General features: G+C 55.5%; 16 protein-coding genes. 1 reads left to right on the top strand and 15 read right to left on the bottom strand.

The annotated features are described in order from the left end of the window. Window positions 1-27: 27 nt before the first annotated feature. From MKY59_RS05065 to MKY59_RS05025, 9 genes are all read right to left on the bottom strand, one after another. Complete coding sequence (locus MKY59_RS05065; protein ID WP_339278328.1) at window positions 28-1,068, bottom strand: AraC family transcriptional regulator; 1,041 nt, start codon at window positions 1,066-1,068, stop codon at window positions 28-30. Window positions 1,069-1,294: 226 nt separating this feature from the next. Beyond that, on the bottom strand, window positions 1,295-2,134 hold the full coding sequence (locus MKY59_RS05060) for an ABC transporter permease subunit (protein ID WP_236420220.1): 840 nt from the start codon (window positions 2,132-2,134) through the stop codon (window positions 1,295-1,297). Continuing rightward, window positions 2,131-3,303 (bottom strand): extracellular solute-binding protein, encoded by a 1,173-nt coding sequence (locus MKY59_RS05055; RefSeq protein ID WP_339276352.1) that lies wholly within the window; start codon window positions 3,301-3,303, stop codon window positions 2,131-2,133. Before MKY59_RS05055 ends, MKY59_RS05060 begins: the two co-directional genes overlap by 4 nt. Before the next feature lie 15 nt (window positions 3,304-3,318). After that, window positions 3,319-4,359 carry an ABC transporter ATP-binding protein gene (locus MKY59_RS05050; protein ID WP_339276351.1) on the bottom strand — a complete coding sequence of 347 codons (1,041 nt, stop codon included), beginning with the start codon at window positions 4,357-4,359 and terminating at the stop codon, window positions 3,319-3,321. Window positions 4,360-4,399: 40 nt separating this feature from the next. Further along, the gene (locus MKY59_RS05045; RefSeq protein ID WP_236420223.1) at window positions 4,400-5,224 is read right to left on the bottom strand and encodes an ABC transporter permease subunit; all 825 of its coding nucleotides are present in this window, start codon (window positions 5,222-5,224) and stop codon (window positions 4,400-4,402) included. Window positions 5,225-5,243: 19 nt separating this feature from the next. Next, window positions 5,244-6,263: a LacI family DNA-binding transcriptional regulator gene (locus MKY59_RS05040; RefSeq protein WP_339276349.1), complete on the bottom strand. Its 1,020-nt coding sequence runs from the start codon at window positions 6,261-6,263 to the stop codon at window positions 5,244-5,246. Beyond that, the gene (locus tag MKY59_RS05035; RefSeq protein WP_339276348.1) at window positions 6,260-7,000 is read right to left on the bottom strand and encodes a glycerophosphodiester phosphodiesterase; all 741 of its coding nucleotides are present in this window, start codon (window positions 6,998-7,000) and stop codon (window positions 6,260-6,262) included. The genes MKY59_RS05040 and MKY59_RS05035 overlap by 4 nt, the downstream gene beginning before the upstream one ends. Before the next feature lie 12 nt (window positions 7,001-7,012). Next, complete coding sequence (locus MKY59_RS05030) at window positions 7,013-8,032, bottom strand: CehA/McbA family metallohydrolase (RefSeq protein ID WP_339276346.1); 1,020 nt, start codon at window positions 8,030-8,032, stop codon at window positions 7,013-7,015. Next, on the bottom strand, window positions 8,029-8,499 hold the full coding sequence (locus MKY59_RS05025) for a hypothetical protein (protein WP_339276345.1): 471 nt from the start codon (window positions 8,497-8,499) through the stop codon (window positions 8,029-8,031). Before MKY59_RS05025 ends, MKY59_RS05030 begins: the two co-directional genes overlap by 4 nt. 330 nt (window positions 8,500-8,829) lie before the next feature. Here MKY59_RS05025 and MKY59_RS05020 point away from each other — a divergent pair, with 330 nt between their 5' ends. Further along, the gene (locus tag MKY59_RS05020) at window positions 8,830-9,447 is read left to right on the top strand and encodes a histidine phosphatase family protein (protein ID WP_339276344.1); all 618 of its coding nucleotides are present in this window, start codon (window positions 8,830-8,832) and stop codon (window positions 9,445-9,447) included. A gap of 291 nt (window positions 9,448-9,738) precedes the next feature. On the opposite strand, the gene MKY59_RS05015 is transcribed toward MKY59_RS05020, so the two are convergent. From MKY59_RS05015 to MKY59_RS04990, 6 genes are all read right to left on the bottom strand, one after another. Continuing rightward, a complete protein-coding gene (locus tag MKY59_RS05015) occupies window positions 9,739-12,081 on the bottom strand; it encodes a rhamnogalacturonan lyase (RefSeq protein WP_339278327.1) in 2,343 nt (780 codons plus the stop codon). A gap of 542 nt (window positions 12,082-12,623) precedes the next feature. Continuing rightward, complete coding sequence (locus tag MKY59_RS05010; protein ID WP_339276342.1) at window positions 12,624-14,801, bottom strand: glycoside hydrolase family 6 protein; 2,178 nt, start codon at window positions 14,799-14,801, stop codon at window positions 12,624-12,626. 661 nt (window positions 14,802-15,462) lie between these two features. Next, a complete protein-coding gene (locus MKY59_RS05005) occupies window positions 15,463-16,539 on the bottom strand; it encodes an efflux RND transporter periplasmic adaptor subunit (RefSeq protein WP_339276340.1) in 1,077 nt (358 codons plus the stop codon). Between the two features lie 87 nt (window positions 16,540-16,626). Beyond that, the gene (locus MKY59_RS05000; protein ID WP_339276339.1) at window positions 16,627-17,994 is read right to left on the bottom strand and encodes an ABC transporter permease; all 1,368 of its coding nucleotides are present in this window, start codon (window positions 17,992-17,994) and stop codon (window positions 16,627-16,629) included. 1 nt (window position 17,995) lies between these two features. After that, window positions 17,996-18,694, bottom strand: a complete 699-nt coding sequence (locus MKY59_RS04995) for an ABC transporter ATP-binding protein (protein WP_339278326.1) — start codon at window positions 18,692-18,694, stop codon at window positions 17,996-17,998. 1,128 nt (window positions 18,695-19,822) lie between these two features. Then, on the bottom strand, window positions 19,823-20,653 hold the full coding sequence (locus MKY59_RS04990) for an ABC transporter ATP-binding protein (RefSeq protein WP_339276338.1): 831 nt from the start codon (window positions 20,651-20,653) through the stop codon (window positions 19,823-19,825). Window position 20,654 lies beyond the last annotated feature (1 nt).

The raw sequence follows: 20,654 nt of genomic DNA, 5'->3' as shown, positions 1-20,654 counted from the left end.
GGAAAGGGTGTCAAAAATCCTCACTTTTCATTCCCCCTCCGCATGGCTGCCATCCGGATAATGGCTAACATGGCGCTCCATGGATGCCCGGAATTCCAGCGGCGTCAGCCCCGTATGTTTTTTGAACAGCATATGAAAGTATTGGCGGCTGCCCACGCCCACGTAATCCGAGATTTCCGATACGGGAATGTCGGTCTGCTGCAGCAGCATTTTGGCCTTTTCCATGCGCAGCATCGTCAGGTAATCGGCAGGGGTTCGTCCCGCATGCTTGCGGAAGATGCGGTGCAAATACCCCGGATGCAGGTTGACGGCTGCGGCGATCTCCTTCATTTGAATGCTGCGGTCCATGTTCTGATGCATGAACTCGATCGTGCGCTTCACGTACAGCTCGGTCTGGTCAAGCGCGCTTCGGCGCTGCTCCCCGCGCAGGCGGGCCACCCGAACCAGCAGCTGGACGAACAGCGTGCGCACTAACGTGCCCTGTTCGGGAAACTGCAGGTTGCGGGCTTCGCGATGCTGCGAGCGTTCTTCGGGCGCAAGCACGCGCAGCGGACTCGGCGCTGCGGACGCGGCGGCGCCTGTTCGATCCTGCCGTTCCTGCGCAGCCAAGCCGCGCTGGTCCAGCTCCAGCACCAGGCTTTTCATGATGTGGTATACCTCTTCCGGGTCAGGCAGCACCAGATAAGGAGACGCTCCGTCGAGCAGAGCTGCGACCTCCTGCTCTTCCCGCGCGAGCTGGCGAATCGAAGGCTGGCCCGGCGCTGCGGGCGCAAAGCCGAATTCCACGTTAAGCATCCGGCAGGGCACGCCGTCCTGCACCAGCAATCGGTGCGGAACGCCCGCATCCAGCAGGATGAACTGTCCTTTTTTCAACACCGCCTGTTCCGTGCTGCCGTCCGGCATCTTGACGTCCACTCTGCACATGCCGGATATGATGTACATGATTTCGGTCGAATCGTGAACATGGTGGGACATTTCGTAATCGTCCCATTGCTTGTAGTAGTAGGCGTAAAAACGCGGACCGCAGTCTCCCGCGCGCAGCTCCGGCTGGTACAAACTCCCGTTCAACTTTCCCTGTTCCATATCCTAACCTCCCCGTCCGTTCTGCCATATCGTCATGGCTCCATTGTAGCAGGTTTGGACCCATCGCGGCTGTCCGTATAACGCAAAACTCCGGCTGTCCGCCAACATGCATCACTGCACATTGGGGAAGCCGGAGCGGAGCGTTTATCCTATTTTGGCTGATGAGCTCTCTAACTGGGTCACGCTTCATGAAACGATGCATAGTACAATATCAAGCCTTGGCGTTTTCCTCCTGCGACATCGACCGGATGTAGAACGCCCCCATGACCGAGCAGAGCAGGAACGAGAAGAAGGCCATGGCCGCAGCCTGCTCCCGCTCTTGGAATACGCTAAACACCTGCTGCATCGACACGCCGAGCATTTGCGGGGAATTGGCGCCCATCAGGAACGGTGCGGTAAACGACCCGATCACGCCCATGAACACAAACGTCACGGCCACCAGAAACGTCTTGTAGGTCAGCGGCAGAATGAAACGAACGAACAGCTTCAGTTTGCCTGCCCCCACATCCTTTGCGCTCTCGATGACCGAGGACGGAATGCTCGCCAGCGCGGAGCTGAGCAGCATCGTCGTAAACGGAATGTTGAACCACAGATTGGCGATGATGATGCCCTTTTCGTCGAAAATGATCCGCGGCAGCTCAATGCCCGTGCCGTCCAACAGCCGTGCCAGCCAGCCATGGTTGCCGAGCAGGTTGATCAGCCCGTAGCTGGCAATGACGCCCGGAATGAACAAAGGAATCATGTACGTTTTGCGAATCATCTCCACGATCCGGCCGTTGTTGAACCGCATGTAGATGGCAAGCGCATAACTGACCAGCAGCACAAGCACGCAGGAGATCAGCGTGATGCGGAGCGTAAAGATGATGTTGGCCCGCATGCCTTTATCGGTAAATAACATCTGATACCGACTGAGATCGTAGCCGCCCTCGCCATTGCTGAGACTCATGATCAGCGACTGGATGATCGGAATGATGACCACGAACAGCAGGACGGCAAAAGAAGGAAGGACCATGGCGAGCCCTGCGATCGCCTGTTTCGTTTTTTTACTCATTGCGCCGCAACTTCATTCTGCCAGCGTTTGTTCATCTCGGTGCTCAGGTCGCCGATGTTGAACGTGCGGAACCCGTCGGATACGCCGTTGAATTTGTTCTGCATGTCCTGGGACATGTTCGAGAGCTCGATGCCAGGGAAGCCGTTCATTTTATCCACGATAACCTCTTGTGCTTCAGGAGACAGCACGAAATCGATAAACTGGTTGATCGCTTCCTTCTTGTCCGATTCGCCGTTCACCATCAGGTATGTCGGTCCGCCGTTGAAGCCTGGCGTGATCTGCTGCATTTTGACCGTATCCGGCAGGAGGCCTTCGTTGATCTGCTGCAGCACCATGTCGGACCATGCCGGGATGATCGACACCTCGCCGTTCATGAGCAGGTCCAGCGTGCCCTGATTTTTCTTCGGATAGATGCCGTCGCCATACACGTATTGGCCCAATTCTTTCAGCGTGTTAAAACCGGATTCCCACTTTTCCATCACTGCCGGATCGCTGTTGTGGATGTCTTCTTCGGGCAGGTCCTTATACACGACCGTCTGTACGAAAGAGCTGCCAGAACCGCCGGTGGACGGATCATTGTAAGCGAACTGGCCGGGGTTGGCTTTGATCCATTGCAAGAGCTCGTCCATCGTTTTGGGCGGGTTCGCCACTTTGGTGCTGTCATAGGCGAGTACCACGGCGGAAGAGCGATATGGAACGGCATAGTTTTCGACGTCCTTCATCGTTTGCGCGCTGACTTTGCTGATGTTCGGAATGTCGCCCTCGCTCAGCTGGGACCATACGCCATCCTTGATGCCTTGGGAAACAACGGCGATGCCGTCTTCATACAGATCGATGTCGCCCGAGCCTTTGCCCGCTTGTTTGGCCGCCATGATGCGATCATAGGTTGGCTGGGCACCCGTTCCGGACGGAATATAGACCAGGTTCACGTCGACTTCCTTATTTTTCTCTTCAAACATCGGAACCAGCGTATCCCATAGGTCCTTCACGTTTTGCGATCCGGTAAAATAGAAATTGAACGAAGTCGTCGTTTCGGCCGCTGTGGCCGTGGATGAACCGCCTTCGGACGACGCAGCGGTGTTCGAAGCGCCGTTTCCGCATCCGGCCAGCATGACAGCAGACAGCATCACTGAAGAGAACATGGTTAACCAGGTTTTTTTTGTGCGCATTTTTTTCAGCCTCCGTTATTGGGTTACGAGTTCCGGATATCCGGTCAATCGGGTGATCGATACTTGAACGTCTTTGCCGATTCGCAACTGCTGCGTCGCTTCCTTCGTTTGAAACGTCCGCAGACTGCCAAAGCCGGCCAGATCGACCGTCACCTCGGCGTAGTGCCCCAGAATCATGATGTGTTTGATCTTGCCGGCCAACATTCCCTGTCCCTGCAATCCGTCGTGGATGCCCACGTCTTCCGGTCGAACCGCTACCGTTACCTTTCCGCGCAGATGTTTGTCATTCGGAAAAACGGCTTCCCCGACACGGATGTTCTGCTCATCCGCCACCCCCTCCAAAAAGTTCATTTTGCCGATAAAGCTGGCGACATACAGCGATGCAGGTTCATCGTAAATTTCCTGCGGCTTCGCAATCTGCTCGATGTTCCCTTTGTTCATGACGATGATGCGATCGGACAAGGACAAAGCCTCTTCCTGATCATGGGTAACGAACACCATCGTAAGTCCGGTCTGCATTTGGATTTCGCGCAGCTCCTCCCGCATCTCGTGCCGCAGCTTGGCATCGAGCGCCGAGAATGGCTCGTCCAGGAGCAAAACCGCCGGCTTGAGCAGCAGTGATCGGGCCAGCGCGACCCGCTGCTGCTGACCGCCTGACAATTGCGACGGATATTTCTTTTCGTAGCCGGGCAGGCGAACGAGCTGGAGCGCATCCGATACGGCAGCGCGAATGTCGGCTTTGGGCATTTTGCGAATTTTCAGCCCAAACGCCAGGTTGTCGTACACCGTCATGTGGGACCACAGATTGTAGCTCTGAAATACCATCGATGTGGGCCGCTTCTCCGGCGGAAGCTTGATGACGCTCTGTCCTTCGATGAGAATGTCGCCCGAGTCCGGCTCCAGAAAGCCGCCGATGCTGCGCAGCACGGTCGTTTTGCCGCAGCCCGAAGGACCGAGCAGCGTGACCAGTTCCCCTTTTGCCACTTCCAGATTGATTCCGCTGACGCCGTCACCGGTTTTGTAACGTTTGGTCAATTCCTGTACCTTCAACTGCATGATGCTGTTGCCCCTTTCTGTCATGAAGCTCTCCGCCCCGTCACTTCACCTGGAATCCGCTGGCCAGCACGTCCGCGCTAACCAGCCGCTGCGCGGCAATCAGAAGAATGATCGTTGGCAGCGTCAAAATGATGGAGAACACCGCTCCCGCGCTGCTCGGGAAATCGGAAATGATCGAATACATCACGATCGGCATCGTTTTGAAATCGGGAATGCCGACCAGGAACGTGCCCTGAGCTTCATCCAACGAATGCAGGAACGTGAACACCGATGCGACGAGAATTCCCGGCATAGCCATCGGCAGCGTGATGCTGCGGAACACCCTGAACGGCGTCGCTCCCACGTCCCTCGCCGATTCTTCCTGGGCGGCATGTACGTTGCGGAATGCAGCCGTCGGAATCCAGGTCATGAACATCAGCACATTGATCATGTGGATCAGCACAACGCCTAGCAGCGTATTCATCAACCCCACCTTGTAGAAGAGCACCGCGATCGATACGTACAGTCCCATTTTCGGAAACGCATTGGTCAGCAGAAACGAAAACAGGAACATACGCTTCAGCGGAAACTGTATCCGGGCAAACGCATAGGCTGCCGGAATGCACAGCACGATGGATAACGCCGTAACCAGCGTCGCGATCAGGAACGACAAGGAAATAGACGAGACGATATCGTCCTTGGCAAGCACGAAGTTCCACCATTTAAAGCCCCATACCTGCGGAAGAACGTCCGGATAGTTCCATTTCTCGCTGAACGCCAGCACGAGCAAATTCAGCAGCGGTCCGGCAAAAAACACGGCAAAGATCGTCAGGAGCACAAATTCCACAATCCGCCTGAGGCCGACCGCTTTCCAATACCACAGCATGTTTTCCCCTCCATCCACTTCAAGTAGACTGCCTGATCACGACTTCGCTGTCATATTCGACCAGCGGGGGCACGTCCTTCTCCCCGCCGATCAACCGGTCGAGAATGTCGACCGCATCCAGGCCGATGCCTGCCGCATTCACGCTCACCGTCGTCAATGCCGGCGAATACATCGCGCCAAGCTCAATGTTGTCATACCCCATCACGGCGACTTCGTCCGGAATCCGTACCCCGTGCTCCAGCAGCACCTTCATCGCACCCAATGCCAGCATGTCGTTCGTCGTGAACAAGGCCGTGTATCCGCCTGCACGAAATGCGTCGTAATGCTGGTTCATCAGCCGGACACCGTAATCGAAATGGGATTCGGGAGATTCGGCAATGAAAATGTCCTCCTCCCCGGATACGCCCAGCTGCAGCAATCGCTTGTGGAAACCGGATAACCGCAGCGAGTGGCTTCGGTGCGCACCGGGGCCCGACAGGATGAAAAACCTGCGATGGCCGAGCCCATGCATATATTCCGCCGCGCGTCCCCCGCCTTCTTCGTCGTTGCTGACCAGATGAATGACCTCCGGATCGTCCGTCGACCCGTTGACCATCAGATACGGAATGTTGAATTTCTTCACGTAATCAATGACGTTTTTACGCAACCGGCTGACCAGAATCAGCCCATCTACCCGCTGCTCCAGCATGTAGTCGGTCGAACGAAGCGACATTTCCTTGTCGGTTTTGAGGAAAACGGAGTAGCCTCTCGCTTCGGACGCCATGAGAATGGCATCGATGATTTTGCCATACAGCGGATGGGACACGATCGGCAGCGTCTCGCGAAACACGATGACGCCGATGTTGTTCGTGCGTTTCGTCACCATCGCCCTGGCGACGGCGTTTGGTTTATAACGCAGCTTCTCTGCCGCGTTCAGCACGCGTTCGCGCACCTCGGGGCTGGCGTAGCCTTTGCCGGAGATGACGCGCGAAGCCGTGGACTTCGACACGCCGGCCAGCTGCGCCAGCTCCTTTAAACTGTGATTCAGCTTGGTATTCAATCGCGTTTCTCCTTCGCTTCATTCCATCGCGCCTTGACGGCCATCAGCCCGGCCACGTTCCGCGTCGTGATCGACGCCACGCCCAGCCCGGCGAGCCTGGCCATGTCGCTTGCGTCGGTCACGGTCCATGCGTAGACCTTCAGCTGTTCGCGCTCGGCCGTTTCCATTAGTTCCGGGCGGATCAATACATAGGGCATGTTCAGCCCAAAGCAATCCGCCGACCTTGCTTCATGGCATGCTTGCTTGACGGCCTCCGCGTAATCAAGCGTTCGGAAGCTGTCCACGTTTACGTTCAGCAGCTTGGGGACGTTGTTTCCGTAACGGTTGGCCTCCATGGCCAATTCATGTTCGCAGCCGCTCAGGAAAGCTTGGTCCGTCATTTGCAGCCGGGTTAACATATGGAAGACAGGCTCCAGGCTGGCCGGCATTTTAATGTCCAGATTCATCGTTTTGCCCGCGGCTCCGATCTGCCGCAGCATCGGCTCCAAAAGGGGAATCGGCTGCAGCAAGCCGGCGTTCAGTTCGTCCAGCGTCAAGCTGGATATGCTGCCATGGTTGCCGTCTGCCAGCACCACTTCGTCGTCATGGGCGAGCACGAGCACGCCGTCCCGCGTCACACGTATGTCGTCTTCGTAGATGTCCGCCCCCAGCGCAAGCGCCGCGTGCAGCGATTCCTCCGAATGTTCCGGCATGCCCATACATCCCGTGTGTGCGGTTACCCATGGAAAAGGCTTCATCTGCATGCACTCCTATTCAAAATAAATGGCATTCGTAAATGCGATCAGCATATAAGCACCCTGCACGCTGCCCCATAATTCGGCCCTGATCCACCTTCGGCCAGTGGTATCAGGAATGTTCAATTCGCATGGCTCCAATCGCGCATGGCTTTCGGGTGCATACACCTCACGAGTAACTTCCGTGCCCAGATTGGACTGCAGCACCAGCTTGCAGGTTCGTCCCGGCAGCGTCCATCGACCCGGCCTGACCGAGAAATCGATCGACACCGATGCGATGGCGAAATTGCCACCGTGTGCATCCGGTGGATGTGCCGGAATGATCGCTCCAAGATCATAAGTGGTACCGCCGGTTTTGATGCCTAACTCCAGCAGCGGACCGACCGTTACGGAGACATGTCCGCGGCGCAGGGCCTGGACGAGTTGTTCCTCGTCAGGATCGGCATCGTCCGGAATACCCAAATACGTCACGGACAGCGGATCCGTCGTGTCGGCCTGCGTATGCCAGTCGCGGCCGGAAGTAGCGGATATGCGATAGCCCTCGTTCAGCTTGTCATTCCATAAAGCGAATGCCCGTTGATTGTTGTGTTGGATCGGGGCAAAGGTCCCGGACCAAACCTCGATGTAATCGACGGCAGACCAGTCTTTGATCTCATACTCCCAATAACAGCCGGTGCAGGCCGGACTTCCGATTCGAAAAGGATGGGCAAGCCCCGCCAGGCCGCCCTGTTCGTGGACGGCTGCAATGCCATCCAAAATGCCGTCCTTGTCTACGGTCCGCCAATCCACATATGCATCCAGTCCAAGCGTGACCATATGTCCGTGGAACGTTGTCCACTCCATGCCCGGAATAATGAGCAGCCCATGCTCCTTAGCGATGTCTTTGCGATCGGCCAGACCGGACATCGTATTGTGATCCGTCAAGGCAATCGCGTCGAAGCCAAGCTTGCTTGCTCCCGCGGCCAGTTCGGACAGCGTCTGACTTCCGTCACTGTGCAGCGTATGGGTATGCAGCTCACAGGCGAGCCATTTCATGCCTGCACCTCCGTTTCATCCGTCCAGACTTCCAGGCGATAATCGCACACAGCCGTCACGATGCTGTGGATGCTAAGCGTCACTGTCCAGCGTCCTTGCTTGATCAACCCACGAACAAGACCTGGGGATGCATGATGCTCAGATAGGTGCAGTTCTTGCACAGGGTCATGCCTATGGCATGCTCCACGATATTGATGCTCGTCATCCAGCGAGACGGTAATCAGATTGCTTAACGGCAAATAGGTTTCGGCCCGTGCCGCTGCCCGTTCCTGTTGATCCGGCAATACATGTTTGGCAAAACTGGCTTCCAGCAAAGCGAGCGCTCGCTCGCGATCCTCCAGCACCTTCGGGGAATACGCGAATCGGATGTTCAAGCGCTCGGCATCCGCCGTTAATTGAAAAGGAATTCGAAGATGCGTCCCGGATTGTTCGGGAGTCACGCGTCCTTGGATGTCCATCAGGTTCATGGGGATGATCCTCCCTTGCCGTGATGTGGGATCGTTCCCACAGTGGGAACGATCCCACATGCCACTTATGTTACGGAGGAAGGATTAGCCCGGTATCATCACGATGTTAAGCTTTTGTAAAAGGGAGAACAGAAAATTGGGGGCCTGAGAACGCTTCGAACTTGTTCTAACCCGCCGCGTGATTATCAGGTGGCATTGCATAAGAAGGAGAAGATGCGCGCTGGTCTTCAATATTCAGGATTGCAAACATAAATTAGTTAATCATATAATTAGACAATCGTCTAATTTAAAATTCATGAATCCTGTTATATTTGTAAAGGAGGTTATTTCATGGTTACCCATACTTTCTATCTGGTCAGGCATGGGCTCAAAGAGCAGGCGATCGGTGACGTTCCCCTTACCGCCGAAGGCATACGGCAGGCCCAAGCCGTCGCACGCATATTGGCTCCAATGCCCACTGACCTCATCGTAACCAGTCCGCTCCGGCGGGCGCGGCAAACGGCCGACTGCATTGCTGCACGGATCCAAGCGCCGTTGATGGAGGACGTACGCCTGAGAGAGCGGGCAAACTGGGGGGATCTGCCCGGCCAGACGCTGGAGCAATTCGTCGAGATGTGGGACCGCTGCACGCGCGATCCCGATTATGCGCCACCGGTGGGCGACTCCGCCCGGCAGGCCGGGATGCGGTTCGCCGAATGCCTGAACGAGCTTGGTGCCGTATCGGCTGCATCATCCGATGATGATCGCAATATTGTTATTGTTACGCATGGTGGCTTGATCACTGATTTGCTGGTTCACTTGTTCTCCGAAGATGAGCTGAACGTTTGGCACGATGCGTTTATCGCCAAGCAGAGCCAGCTTGTGCCGGAGTGCTCCATCACGCGGCTGATTCATGACAACGGACGGTATCGCCTGTCGGACTTTGCTTCCGTTTCACATCTGTCATGAATCCTTCTGCGAATGAAATTCACTGGCTTCACGTTCGTCCAAGCGGCGAACCGCGATGGGCGAAATCTCACGAGCAATGTCAGGCATGAATTCTGCGGCTCTTGCGATGCAGCGCGTATTCAGTTTTTCGTTATTGTTAACCCTTGGGGCAAAGCAATGTGAGCCTGTTTCTTGGAAAAACGAAAATAAGGCCCTGACGGGACCCGAGATGCCTGCCTCAAGCAGTTCGTGGTCCGTCAAAGCCTTTGTCTTTCCTTGCCTTATTGGAGATTCGTTTACCGGTTACCTTACTTACTTGTCGCCTTTACCTTTTCCTGGCGTATGGAACTTTGGCAGCGGTATCTTCGACCAGTCGATGTCCGAAGCCATGTAGAACGACGGATACGAAGGCTGGTTATAGCCGCTGTTCTGGCCGGCGATGCCCACACGGTACATCGCGTCATGCATCAGCGTGTACAGCTTACGATCCGTTAGCTCGGTGCTCAGATAGATACGGATCGCGGAGCTGTCTGCCGTGCGAACGAGCATCTCCTCGCGCCAATCGCCGAAAATGTCCGCCACGAGCGACGGCGTTCCTTTCGTATGATTGTTCGTCAGCGTGCCCGTGGCGGTGAGCAGCGTGCCGCGCGTCCAATCCTTGATCGTCGGCGTCACGTCGATCGCGCCGTCCACGATCTGGGTCGTCATGTTGCCTGCCCAACGAATGCTCATGTTGGTACCTGGAGCCGTATCGCTGATCTTCTGGCCATCGGCTGTCCACAGTCCCACGGCCCACGTTTCGAGGCCCCGGCGCGTCGGATCAACGTCGCCGACCATGCCGCGTCCGGTATCTTTGCCGGTATACCCGCCATAGATCACTTCGCCGGTCTTGGCGTCTCTTAGCGAATAACCGTACGGAGCCCAAGGGCCGCCTTCATGCACCATGAAAATTTCGAGCCCCGGCCGAGCCGGATCGATGTCCGCCACATGAATCGCGTCGCCGTGTCCCAAGCGGGCCACCGTCCCCGGCGCAGCGCTCTCCGGCGGCATGACGTCGGTGGAACTGTACAAGACGCTGCCGTCATGGTCAATCGTGGCCGAGCCGTACACGATTTCCTGCTTGCCGTCCCCGTCCACGTCGGCCACGCTGAAATAGTGGGCTCCCTGCGTTGTGATCGAACCGTACTGCGGATCTGTGCCGTCTACGCCATGAGGCCCGTCGTTGAACGGATTTTTCATCGGCGTCCAGCCGCTGTCCACCTTCCATTCCTTCTTCAGTTTCTTGCCATCCCAGTTGTAGGCGACCATTGTGGAGCGAGTATAGTATCCGCGCGCGAAAATAGCGGAAGGCTTCTTGCCGTCCAGATACGCCACCCCTGCCAGGAACCGGTCTACCCGGTTGCCGGGTTCGATGCGCGCCATCGCGTAATCGCCCCACATCAGGCCATCGTCATGCCTTTCCGGTTCATAAGGTACGGTCTGCAGCTCTTTGCCGGATTCGCCTTCAAAGACGGTCACGTATTCCGGCCCGTTCAGGATGAAACCTTCAAACGTGCGCAGATCGTTCCGTGCGCTCCGTTCCGGCGCGTACACGTCCATAAAGTAGTCGGCCAAGCTCTCCGCATCCTGCTGGGAGAGAGGATACGTGTACTTTTTCTCGATGCCGAAGGCTTCCTCCAGCGTGGCAGGCCAGTTCCCGTTGACGACTTCCTCGTGCTTGTGCCAGTTCCGGAACATCTGCACTACATGATCGTAATATCCTTTTGCGCTCAGACGGTAATCATCCTCGTTCGAATAGCCCGCTTTGCGGTCCTCCTTCGGCAGGGTGATGTATTTCTCGGAAGTGACTTTGCCTTTTTTGTTGTATTTGATGATTTTGGTGCCGGGAGCGGTTTTGAACATCAATTCAGCCTTGCCGTCCCCGTCGAAATCATAAACGAGCATCTGCGTATAATGAGCACCCGAACGGATGTTGACCCCGAGATCGATCCGGTACAACAGCTGCCCGTCCAGCGTGTAACAATCGACGTAAGTGCTGCCTGTATATCCTTTTTGCGAAACGTCCTTGGCATTGGATGGATCCCATTTGACGAAAAACTCGTATTGGCCGTCGCCGTTCACATCTCCGACGCTCATGTCATTGGCGGAATACGTATAGGCTTCTCCGGCAGGAGTCACGCCATCGGCAGGTTTCTGCAATGGCAGATCGATATATCCGTTGGCCCAAGGTTTGACGGCATCGCTTTTTTTGCTTTCCTTGCCTTTGGAGTTCACGGCGGCGACCTGGTACTTGGAGGACGTTTTGCCTGCCGGATCGACATAATTGGTGCTGTCCGTTACGGTCGCGATCTTCTTGCCGTCGCGGTAAACGTTAAAGTCCGTTCCCGTCAACCCCTTGTCGCTGTATCCCGTTGCTTCGTCCGCCAGCAGCCTCCAGCTGAGAAACACACCCTCGGATGTCGATGCGGCGACCAGCCCCCGATCCAGGTATTCGAGCTGAATGCTTTTCACCTGACCGCCTCCTTTGTTGGATTGCAGTTCAACATCAGCCGAACCGCTAACGGATGGCGCTGTCGCCCCGGCGATTCCTGAAGTGCCTGCCAGAAGCAAAGCTGCGCTAAGCGCGGAGGAAAGCACTTTTGCCGCCAAAGGCATGCGTGTCTTTCCACGTTTTGAGTACAATGGCGATACCTTGTTCTGAAACCTTGACATGTGTCTTTCCGAATTCATCCACCTTCACTCTCCCTTAGACCGAATCGGTGATGCTGCAGCAGCTTCATGATCAAGCTTTGGAACGTTTGGCCGCTCTATTGAAGAATCAGCCAGATTTCATTCATCTTCGGATGGATACGCTTACATTTTGCTTGAAATCAAAAAATCCTTTCTTTGCATCGCAGCATACGTCTGCCGCAGATACTCGCCCCGATCCCCCTTTCATCCTTCGGACCCCGCTGCCAAGCCTGATCCCTGGCAACCTGACGAAATGGTTAGAGCATACTTTTTGATCTGCCCATCGGCTATTATTATAGAGCCCGTTCCTGTCTCAATATAGTTAATTTTCAGTGCAAAATAGGCACTATTCAGTGTTTAAAATTTGAAATAAAGGAAAAACCGCCATCCTCCTTGCCAGAGGATCGCGGTTTTGTCCTTGTTATCCAAGCTCTTTCAAAACGCTGAGCACTGCCTCGGCAGTAGCCTCAAGGCTCAATGCCCCATACCAGGCTTCCGTCTTTATAAAGAGTTACCTTGCTCCAATCTTGATAAGAGGCTTTGGTCGGATCGTAGGAATAATCGTCGGTTTCGTCAAAATTGCTCCAGTCTGTTTTGTACATCCGCAGCTGGATATCCCCCGATTGTCCGCCAGCAGGAATGCTGCCTGCCCCTGCCGTGAAGCTGAGCTCCACATACCCATCCGCAAACGTGCGCTGGATGTTGCTGCCTCCGATCTGGGCATAATCGATGGCTGAATCCATCGCGGCGCTGCCTTCTTTCGTAAAGTAATAGCGAAGCTTCAAGTCGCTCAGGTTTACGGCCGTATTTCCCGTATTTTTGATATTGAAATAGGGTTTGATCTGATTATCGGCCGCATTGGTATCTCCTGCATGGTATTGCACCACCAGATCACATGTGGGAACGACCACGCTCTGCGGCGTTGCCGTCGCGGCGACGGAAGGGCTGCTCTCGCCTGCCGCATTCACCGCGCTCACCACGTAATGGTACGTCGTACCATTGGTCAGGCCCGTATCCGTGTACGATGCTGCAGTCACGTTCGCGGCCACCGTTGCGTATGGTCCCGATGCATTCGTCGCGCGTTTTACATGATAACTCGTTGCTCCGGAAGACGCACTCCAGCTTAAAGTCACTTGACCGTTGCCGGCAGTCGCCGTCAATGATGCAGGTGCCGAAGGCGCGGTTTCGCCGTTGCCCGGCGTAGATCCGCCGCCATTGCTCGCCGGGATCACCGGAAACGCGTTCTGCACGAGCATAACGAATTGGTCATGGAACCAGTGCCCGGAAATCGGTGCATTCGGCAGCGCGCCCGTCAGAACGCCGTCCCGCGTGACGAACGTGGGATCGCACATCCGGTCGAAGCCCTTGCCTTCATCGTTCGGAATGGCGGAGCTGGAACCGTCCGACTCGCCCGGAGGCTTGACCCATACATAGGCGTCCAGATGAGCGGCCCCCGGTGCTGCCTGCGGCGGCTGGCCGATGCCTGCCCCGCTGTTGTTGCACCAGTTGCCCCGATGGTCGCGGCGATCGACGCGTCCGGAGTCGACGTAGGTGTTGATATTGCTGCCCGACGCGGTGGAAGGCCGATTCGGCCCGCCCCAGCCGTTGCGGCTCGTATCGATCAGGAAGCCGATGCTGCTTGGCCAGCCTGCCTGCACAAACCCGTTATAGAGGGCGGCGGTAAAATCGGTTTCGTCAAAATACGGATTCCATTCGTAGAAATCGGATGAACGGATCGGCTGGCCGCCAATGTTCAGATCCGGGTTCGGCAGGTTCGGCTCATGCAGCGGCGTGGTGTTGGCCGTGTTGGTAATGAAGCCGTCCACGCTGTTCAAGCCGGACGTCGTTCCTTGCACAACATCGGTATAGAGCGTAATGGCTCCTGTACGGTTGTTGTCCCAGCCGAGCCAGCCGGAATGGCCAATGTCCAGATAGTTGTATACGTTTGGAATGGCATGAAGTTTATTGATCGCGTATTGCACGCCCTCTTCATAGATGCCGGTGGAACTCGCTTGCGCGCAGGCCGGCGTGCTCAGGTTGGTGACCAGGTTCGGCAAGCTGTCCGGCTCAATGACCGCGACGATGCGGATATCCTGGTATTTCGGGTCTGCAAAAATATCGGCGAGCACATCAATGTACTCCGTTTTGTACGTTTGAAGCGCAGCCTGCGTCAAAGGCAGCTCGCCGTTGGAGGCCAGCGCGTGGCAATCCCGGCCAGGCAGGTTATAGATGACAAACGTGGCCGTAATCGGCACGCCGGGCTGCTTCTGCGCGAGGACCGCGTCCAGATGCTGCTCCACGCTTTTGCGGCCCGCATTGTCGGCACCGCCATAGATTGCCGCGATGCGATCGACCCAGACGGCGGTCGGATACGATTTTACCGTTTCCATCTTGGCTTTGAGCGCCGTGTCGGACGTCTGTGCAATCGACGTGTCCACCAGGGCCGAATAATCCTGATTGACGTACGCGGTGGCACCTACGAACGGATTGTCCACATGCGCCTCCGCTGCCCGGATCGTGTCCGCAGTCATGCCCGGGAAGATGCCCGCAGCCAGCAAAGCTCCTGCAAGCACTTGTTTGACGCTCTTGCGGAACAGCTTTTTCCTTCCCGCCGGGCTTCCCGGTATCGTTTTCCTCTTTGCCATTATAATTCCACCTTTCTCCTTTTGGATTGGATGTTACCTCATGACTGATCCTCTGGGTCGGCAAGATGAACATGCCCGGTAGAGAACGCCCTGATGTATGGATGGGTATTGGCAGGCACACCTCCGTAAACAATTTGATAATGCTTGCTTATGAACCATGCGATGGATCGAACGATTCCATGGCAAGTTGGACAAGCCGGAAAGTTCGTCTACGTATACAGGAGCTCTCGATGGATAAATGAAACGTTGAAGGTCAGGCACTGAAAGGAGATTAGCGATGCTTTGTTTCGTCGCATTCTGTAAGTAAAACCGAACCGATGCAAAGAAATGGGCAAATGTGGATGCTGCTCTGAGGGTGATTGCGGGTATTCGTGATGAGGTGGTTGACCGGCTGCGAGTAAGCGCTTACTAAATTGAAGTTAATGGAAGCACATGATCTGGCGGTTTCGCTCGTTTGAACCTTACACGACATGTTCACCTCCTTTTGAATCGATTATACCCTATGAAAATATTACTGTAAATTGAATTAATTAAAATATTTTATATTTTTTAGAAGAAAATCAGCGGCAACAAACAAGCCGGGCAAAAACGGTTCTTTTTGCCCGGCTTGTCCTTATTTTTCGGCAGATGCCATGCTCGACACCTACTAGATTCATTGCTGTTAAGGTAAAACCACCATATCCCCCGGCTTCAATCCGCTAATCACTTCGGTCTGGTCCCCCGACTCCATGCCGGTTTTCACGGTTCGCGGCTCGGTCTGCCCGTTTCCTTTGTCGAGCAGCACGTAAGGTTCGGCTTGATCGCGCATGATGGCGAGGCTTGAAACGACGGTGGCTTTGTCCTTGCGCGCCGTTTCGATCTCTCCCTCAAGACTGACTCCGCCATACATCCGGGCATCCGGCTTCAGGTCAATGACGATATCGAACTGGGATGCCTGCTTGAGGTCGGCGTCGGAGCCTTTGCGGGCGAATTTGGATACCTTGCTCACCTTGCCCGTGAACTCCGGCTCTTTATTGGCCGTCATGCGGACCTTTACCGGCATGCCGGGTTTGAGCGTAAACAGTTCCTCTTCGCCGATGACCGCCACGAATTGCAGCTTGGACGTGTTCGTGATGCTGCCTACGGACTGGCCTTCGCTGACCATGCGGGTCTTCGTGTCGGAATCGTTCAACTGAAAGATGCCCGATGCCGGAGCGTACACGGTCGCCCTGCCGATGACCTCTTGCTTCTTCTGTATTTCCTGTTCTTTCAAGGCGATTGCTTTCTGGTTCAGCTCATTGGTCATGCGTTTACTCTCCCGGTCGGCAAACGCCTTTTTGCGTTCTTCCTCGGTTACGCCGAGCGATGCGCTCATGTCGGCTTGATCCATGGTCACCTGATTGATTTCGATTTCCAGCTTCGCCTTCTCCAGATCGCTTTGCAGCTGCTGGACCTCCGTTTGAAGCGTCGAAGTATCCAGCGTAAACAGCACGTCTCCTTTCTTCACCTGCTGCCCGTTCTTCACGTTCCATTGTTTGATGCTTGCGGCGTATGGCGCAAAAACGTCCGTCTGGTCCGTGTAGACCGACTTTCCTTTTACCTGTATCGTCTGGGTCATCGTTTGCCGGGTCACTTCGAACGTAATCGGCGGCGGAACCTCGATGGGAGCCTCCGGCTGCGGTTTGTATTTCTCATATAGCCAGTAACCCGCCCCTGCCATAATCGCCACGGTTACGATGACGTTGATCCATTTTTTCATTGCTGCATGTTCCCTTTCGCTGATAAAGTGATTGGCCGGACCTTGTGCATGATCCGCTCTTGAGCTTGAGCTTGAGCCGGAGCTTGGTCATCCTGACTTGATCACGCTAAGCGCATTGGTTCGTGACGCGCTGATGGCCGGGTAGATGCCCGAAACGATGCCTACCAGGACGGCAAACAAAATGCCCTGCGGCAAGGCCGACTGCTGAATGATCACCGTCATCGGCCCGTTCTGCTGGTCGGCCATCTGGCTTTCCAGCAGGCCGTTCACGCCGCCAAGCGCGGCAAACGCGATGCCTACGCCGGCCAAGCCGCCCATCAGTCCAAGCATGGCTGCCTCGGCAATGAACATCTGGCGTACCTGCCACAGATTGGCGCCCAGCACCTTCATTACGCCGATCTGTTTGCGGCGTTGGTGGGTCGACATGATCATCGCCACGATGATCGACAAAGACGCCAGCACCATGATGAAGCCGCCGATGCCGATGGCTGCCTTCTGGTACATCGCGAGTTGGCCTGCCAAAGCCTCTTCCTGGAACAGGTTGCTTTCCGTATTCAGCATCAGCTTCTGGATCTGTTGTTCCACTTGGGCAACATAACGTTTGTCCTCGACTTTGACCAAGGCGGAATTCAGGCGGGCGGCGGCCTTTCCGTCCGCCCGCTGCATGCCGAGCTCATCCTGCAGCGCACGCGCCGTATCGAGCGGCATATATATTTTTTTATCGTTCTGGGCGCTTTCGCCGCTCATGTTCGTTGGCTGAGCCAGCTCCCCGGTCACCCGCACGGAGCCGCTTGTTTTGCTTTTGCCGGGATTCGCCATATCCTCGTACCTGAATTGCACCCGTTCCTGCACGAGCTTGTCCTGCTTGGACGCCATCTCCATGTATTGCTGGAGCAGGTCGTTGTTATATGGATCGTTGTTCAACTGCTCGAACAATTTTTGCGTCACTTTGGGGTCGACGAGTCCGAATGTTGCCCCGTAACTTGCAACGGCTGTTCGTCCGCCACCCGCCGCTCCGCTTCCCTGCGCATACTTGTATCCGAATCCGCCCAGCGTCCCGAGCTCCGTGCCGATCGCCTCCACATAAGAGCTTCGTCCGTCGGGCAGTACCATCTCCACCATGTCCAGCTTCAGCATTGGAGCTACGGCGATGACGTGCGGGAGCCGCTGGATAATTCCGATTTTCTCCGGCGTCAACGCGCCCCGTTCAAACGTCGAGGTCTGGCGGCTCGCGCCGCCGGTGCGAATGCCTTCATTCGGCGTGACCGTGATTTCGTCCATCTTGTAATTCGCATTTAGCGTTTGCTCGCTATACGCCTGAATGGATTGCCCTACGCTGAGCGCAATGATCATTGCGGCCGAGCCGATGGACAAGCCGATCATGCAGAGCAGGGTCACCACTTTCCTGCGAACGATTTGCCCCCATGCCATGCGGGTTACATCCCAAATTCTCACGTTACTTCTCCTTTACTCCGGCTTGCTGCACGGTTTCGCGAACGAGACGTCCCTGCTGAAGCGTCAGCACGACCTGCATCTGTTCAGCGACTTCCGCCTCATGGGTCACGATGACGAACGTAGTCTGCATTTCCCGATTCAACCGCTGCAAAATGGTAATGATCTCTTCCTCCGTCTCCGTATCCAAATTCCCTGTCGGCTCATCGGCAAAAATAACCGACGGCTCGGTAATGAGCGAACGCGCGATGCTGACGCGCTGCTGCTGTCCGCCGGATAGCTGGGAGGGGAACAGAGCAGCCTTGGGGGCGAGCCCCACCTGTTCCAGCAGGCTTAACGCTTTGGCTTTGCGCTTGGATGGGCTTACACCCATAAACACAAGCGGAAGCTCCACATTTTCGCGTACCGTCAGGTTGGACAGCAGTTCATACGACTGGAAAATAAAACCGATATGACTGCGCCGGAACTCGGCCAGCCGGTTCTCGCCCAGCCGCACGATATCCTGATCGGCGATCCAGATCTTGCCTTGGTCCGGCTTCATCAGCCCGGCCATCAAGTTAAGCAGGGTTGATTTGCCGGAGCCCGAGCTGCCGAGAAGCGCAACCATCGTTCCCTTTTCCACCGTGAGGTTGATATCCTGAAGCACCGGCACACTTTCCTTGGCGTTGCGAAATGCGTGCGATACCTGTTCTACCCGTAACATTGCTGCCAATCGTTCATCTTCCTTTCCTTTCCTTTCCTTTCCTTTCCTTTCCTTACCTCGCCTTACCTCAACTTCTCTCCTCGCCGGGACCGGCAACCGGAAAAACTCTGGCGAACTCCGATAGTTCGCAGACGTGCGGATGGGTTTCCCATCGTTATGTACACCTTGATTATAGTGGCGAGTTGTATCCGTCCTGACGGTGGATGTATCCAATTTGTAACATATGGGGATGACGCGTACATGGGAGGGGCGTTGAGGTAGGAGGGTCTATGTTGCCATTACACAACTAGAGTAGCCTTCTGCAATCTTGGAGGGAGAATCTTTTATTGGCCCGCTCTCTTACAAGTTTGGCAATAATGCCTGAAAGCTATGATATTAAGGCAGGATGCGATTCGGTGAGGATAGGCCCTCTTGCAAAGGAGACGCTTTTTCCTTAGGCGAACCCAAGTATGTGCAGGTGATCCTTGTTGGCGTTCTTTGGTGGTGTTCTTTGATGGTGCTCTTTATTTGTGCGTCTTGCTGGTATTCCTGGTTCGTACTGTTTGTCGCATCGGGTGCTTCTAGGGTGCTCCTTAGATACTTCTTGGGTGCTCTCCCCCAATGTGCTACACTCTTGAACTCTAACGAACTTCTGACACCTTATTCCGCAAATTTCAGCCCTTATGGAATTCTAACGAACTTCCGGCGTCTTATTTAGGGTAAATCAGGCCAAAAAAGGGCTCATTTAGGCGTAATAACGTGTGTCAGGTTCGTTACGCCATAATCGGCATGGTGGTTTTCAAGCTGCGTCTTCATCCACAGCGTTTTGTCTACAACGTCTTGCCTACAGCGTCTTCAACAGCATCTTGCCAGCAACATCTGGCCTACAGCATCTTGTCTACAGCGTCTTGCATCTTGCCACAACGTTTTGCCCACAGCCCACAGCCGTTTTGCCCTTCCGTTAGACTTGTCATCACCTCTTCCTATACCCATAAAAAAAGGTCGACCCGCGCCACTTTCATGACGTACAGGTCAACCTTCAACTTCTTAACGTTATGTATCAAAAAAAGAACCGCGACTGCCGTTGCGTTTCAGTGAATCGGGTTGCTTTTTCCCGCTTGACGCCACATACAGAGCCTATGTCCTGCATTACGCCCGACGTTTGCCAACAGGCACGACGAGCGGCGTGCCCGTCACCGGATCCTCGATGACTTTGCAAGGTAAATCGAACACTTCCTCGACCAGCGCCTCGGTCACGATGTCCCGCGGATCTCCCTGCGCCACAATGGCGCCGTCTTTCATGGCGATGAGATGTGTGGCGTATCTGGCCGCATGATTCAAATCATGCAGCACCGCCACCAGCGTATGCCCGTCCGCGTTCAGCTCCGTGAACAGTTCCATCAGCTCGATCTGATGCGCGATGTCCAGAAACGTCGTCGGTTCGTCCAGCAGCAGCAATGGCGTTTGCTGCGCCAAGGCCATCGCGACCCATACTCGCTGGCGCTGGCCGCCGGAGAGTTCGTCCACCAGCCGCCCAGCCAGGCTGCTCGTGCCCGTAGCTTCCATGGCCCCTGCAACAATCTGTTCATCTGCTTCCGTCCACTGCCTGAAAATGCTCTGGTGCGGATATCGGCCACGAGCAACCAGATCGGCTACCGCAATGCCGTCAGGGGCGATGGCCGTCTGGGGCAGCAGCCCCAATCGGCGGGCGACCTCTTTCGCTTTATACGTCGCAAGCTCCTTCCCGTCCAGCATCACATGCCCGCGCTCCGGCTTCAGCAGGCCGGACAGCGCCCGCAGCAGCGTGGACTTTCCACAGGCATTCGGACCGATGATGACCGTGAACGAATTCAGCGGGATCGTGACCGACAGGCTTTCGATGATCGTGCGTTTGTCATATTGGACACTTAACGTTTCGGCCCGCAGTGGCGAGGCAGCCGCCGCGCCGTGTCCCGTTTTTATATGTTCGGAAATTGTCATG

The organism is Paenibacillus sp. FSL W8-0426 (assembly GCF_037969725.1).
GTDB lineage: Bacteria > Bacillota > Bacilli > Paenibacillales > Paenibacillaceae > Paenibacillus > Paenibacillus hubeiensis.
The sequence above is the reverse complement of the archived record's forward strand: the minus strand, read 5'-3'. Positions and strand labels throughout refer to the sequence as shown.

What these genes read in the sequence shown, in the direction of transcription:
- MKY59_RS05010 (WP_339276342.1), bottom strand. Translation starts at nt 14,801, where the DNA reads ATGGCAAAGAGGAAAACGATACCGGGAAGCCCGGCGGGAAGGAAAAAG.
- MKY59_RS05025 (WP_339276345.1), bottom strand. Translation starts at nt 8,499, where the DNA reads ATGAACCTGATGGACATCCAAGGACGCGTGACTCCCGAACAATCCGGG.
- MKY59_RS05055 (WP_339276352.1), bottom strand. Translation starts at nt 3,303, where the DNA reads ATGCGCACAAAAAAAACCTGGTTAACCATGTTCTCTTCAGTGATGCTG.
- MKY59_RS04990 (WP_339276338.1), bottom strand. Translation starts at nt 20,653, where the DNA reads ATGACAATTTCCGAACATATAAAAACGGGACACGGCGCGGCGGCTGCC.
- MKY59_RS05005 (WP_339276340.1), bottom strand. Translation starts at nt 16,539, where the DNA reads ATGAAAAAATGGATCAACGTCATCGTAACCGTGGCGATTATGGCAGGG.
- MKY59_RS05050 (WP_339276351.1), bottom strand. Translation starts at nt 4,359, where the DNA reads ATGCAGTTGAAGGTACAGGAATTGACCAAACGTTACAAAACCGGTGAC.
- MKY59_RS05060 (WP_236420220.1), bottom strand. Translation starts at nt 2,134, where the DNA reads ATGAGTAAAAAAACGAAACAGGCGATCGCAGGGCTCGCCATGGTCCTT.
- MKY59_RS05045 (WP_236420223.1), bottom strand. Translation starts at nt 5,224, where the DNA reads ATGCTGTGGTATTGGAAAGCGGTCGGCCTCAGGCGGATTGTGGAATTT.
- MKY59_RS05035 (WP_339276348.1), bottom strand. Translation starts at nt 7,000, where the DNA reads ATGAAGCCTTTTCCATGGGTAACCGCACACACGGGATGTATGGGCATG.
- MKY59_RS05015 (WP_339278327.1), bottom strand. Translation starts at nt 12,081, where the DNA reads ATGCCTTTGGCGGCAAAAGTGCTTTCCTCCGCGCTTAGCGCAGCTTTG.
- MKY59_RS04995 (WP_339278326.1), bottom strand. Translation starts at nt 18,694, where the DNA reads ATGTTACGGGTAGAACAGGTATCGCACGCATTTCGCAACGCCAAGGAA.
- MKY59_RS05020 (WP_339276344.1), top strand. Translation starts at nt 8,830, where the DNA reads ATGGTTACCCATACTTTCTATCTGGTCAGGCATGGGCTCAAAGAGCAG.
- MKY59_RS05030 (WP_339276346.1), bottom strand. Translation starts at nt 8,032, where the DNA reads ATGAAATGGCTCGCCTGTGAGCTGCATACCCATACGCTGCACAGTGAC.